The sequence below is a fragment of the uncultured Campylobacter sp. genome (assembly GCF_938018145.1).
In the GTDB taxonomy this organism is placed as follows: Bacteria; Campylobacterota; Campylobacteria; order Campylobacterales; family Campylobacteraceae; genus Campylobacter_A.
The window spans coordinates 1-2,321 of sequence record NZ_CALIII010000401.1 but is presented as its reverse complement, the minus strand read 5'-3'; the positions used below and the strand labels follow the sequence as shown (position 1 = coordinate 2,321).

The 2,321-nt window shown below is 51.8% G+C and carries 3 protein-coding genes and 1 pseudogene; all 4 read right to left on the bottom strand.

Annotation, left to right across the window (positions count from 1 at the left end):
• Positions 1-10: 10 nt before the first annotated feature.
• Positions 11-826, bottom strand: a complete 816-nt coding sequence (locus Q0338_RS09260) for a hypothetical protein (protein WP_298086502.1) — start codon at positions 824-826, stop codon at positions 11-13.
• Positions 827-1,056: 230 nt separating this feature from the next.
• Positions 1,057-1,440, bottom strand: a complete 384-nt coding sequence (locus tag Q0338_RS09255; RefSeq protein ID WP_298086501.1) for a hypothetical protein — start codon at positions 1,438-1,440, stop codon at positions 1,057-1,059.
• 1 nt (position 1,441) lies between these two features.
• On the bottom strand, positions 1,442-1,789 hold the full coding sequence (gene panD / locus Q0338_RS09250) for an aspartate 1-decarboxylase (RefSeq protein WP_298086500.1): 348 nt from the start codon (positions 1,787-1,789) through the stop codon (positions 1,442-1,444).
• A 272-nt stretch (positions 1,790-2,061) separates the two neighbouring features.
• A pseudogene (locus Q0338_RS09245) lies at positions 2,062-2,321 on the bottom strand (UDP-N-acetylmuramoyl-L-alanyl-D-glutamate--2,6-diaminopimelate ligase); the annotation flags it as partial.

Genomic DNA, 2,321 nt, shown 5'->3' with positions numbered 1-2,321 from the left:
AATTTAGCGCCTACTCGTACGTCCGTCCCATTTCGAGCAGTTCGCCGAGCATCTCCCAGCCGCTGCGCACGGGCGCATCCTCGCCCGCGTGATCCATCAGGCCGCGCGCTCCGCACTCCAGCAGCGAAAACGGATCGAAATTATACCAGCCATGCCCGCTCGGAGAGACGATGCCGAAAAACTTGCTCTCGTCCGCAAGCTGTCCGCTAGCGCGCATCCTGCTAAGCTCCGCTAGCTGAAATTTTATGACCTCCGCGGAATACGCAAGCCCGCCGTGCTTATCTGCGGCCTCGAATTTTAGGGGCTCATTGGTCTTTGGTCTCAAGAGCCCGCCTCGCGCTATTTTTGCAGAGACGCTGTCGCTTGCGGCGATAGAATTTTGCTCTTGCGTCCTGCTCTCTTCGTTTTTTAGCTCGTCGTTCGTAAATTTTGCCTCGCTTGGCGCGGTTTTTAAATTTGCGGATCTGCTTTCGTCAAATTTTATCTCAAAGCCCTCCGGTAGGCAGCGCATTATATCCGCAGCGGTTTTTGGCTCCTCCGCCGAACGAAACGTATCGCCGTCCGCAGGCCCATCTTTGCAGAAGTGCGCAAGCTCGGGCGCTCGCTCTATCTCAAGCCACGTCTCGTTAAATTCCACCCTCTCGCTCTCAAACGCCGCGCTTAGAATTTCAAGCATCAGCTCTGCGCTAAAGGGCTCGCTGCCGCGCGCCTCAAGCAGCCTCAAAAGCGCGAGTAGATATGCGTCCAGCTCCTTGTTCGCAGCCCCGCTCGCTTCAAATTTTTCTACCGTTTCGCAGACGGCGCCATAAAATTCTTCGTAGTTCAAATTTGCTCCTTTTTTGCGGACCGGCAAGCGGTTATAACGGGCTGTCCGGAGTGAAATTTAGCGCAAATTGCGCCTCTTGGCGCACGGTGCGACAGGCGCGCTTGCGCACAAGAGAGCAAAACTTGCGCAAAGAGCTAGCGCTTATAGCCGTAAATTTTTAAGCTTTGCTCGCCCGGCTCCATCTCAAATTTGCCCAGGCGCTCTAAATAGCGCGCTATGGCATCAAGGTCCTAGCTTTTGTACTCAGGCGGTAGCAGCGCGCCACGGCTTGTGAAGTCATAAAATTTCACAAATTCTATGTATTCTATCTCGGCGTAGAGGGTGGGCTTTTCGCTCGTCGTGAGGCGCTGCGAGATGTAGCTGTCGCGGATGCCTTGCGCGTAGTCTGCGGCGGGCAGGGCGAATTTTATTTCGTTTACGCAGGAGCCGAAGAAATCATAAATTTCGCAATGTCTTACGGGCGAGCCTTCGGCGCAGATCGCCGAAAAGAGCTTGCGCCATTTTGCGTCGCTCATAAAGCCGAAGCGAAACTCGGCTAGTTTTTTACCCAGCCGCGCTTTGTATTTTTCGTAGTGCTGCGGCGAGGCGAAAAGCTCCTCGAGGCGCGGTGCCATGCTATTTTACGATCTCGTTTTTCGCGTTTACCTGCACGATCTTTGGCTCGAAATCTCTCGCTTTTTTAGCACTCATCTGAGCATAGGCTACGATGATGACGATGTCGCCGACGCAGACTTTGCGCGCGGCCGCGCCGTTTAGGCAGATCTCGCCCTTTTTCTCGCCGCGGATCACGTATGTAGCGAAGCGCTCGCCGTTATTGACGTTTAGGATCTCGACTTTTTGGTACTCGCAAAGCCCCGCAGCCTCGATGAGCTCGGGTCCGATCGTGACCGAGCCCACGTAGTTTAGGTTGGCGTCCGTCACGCGCGCGCGGTGGATTTTGCTTGATAAAATTTCGATTTTCATCGGTCGTCCTTTGTGTTTTTTGGGAAAATTATACTATAAATTTAGCCGCGAAAAGCAACTTTATATAGCCGCGGCGATTCGTTTTTGCTTGCTTGCCGCGATAAAATTAGGAGTTAAATTTGTGATTAAATTTGATTTTAGAGGCATTTCGCGAGCGATAAAAACTGCGATAAATTTGACGCCGTTTGGTGATAAAAATAGAAATTTAGACGCAAACAAAGGTAAATTTTACTCGAATTTACCCTTATTTCGTCGCCGTTTTGTCCGTAAATTTAGGCGCGACCGTCCAAAAGTTCGCGTACGACTTGCTTATCGCTAAACGGATATTTTACGCCCTTGATCTCTTGATAGGTTTCGTCGCCCTTACCTAAAATCACCAAAATTTCATCCCGTGCGAGGCTTTCAAGCGCGTATTTTATCGCATCTTTGCGGTTTGCGATGCATTTTACGCGCTCGTTCATCTCTAGGCCGCCACAGATCTCGGCGATGATGCTTTCAGGCTCTTCGCTGCGAGGGTTGTCGCTGGTGACGA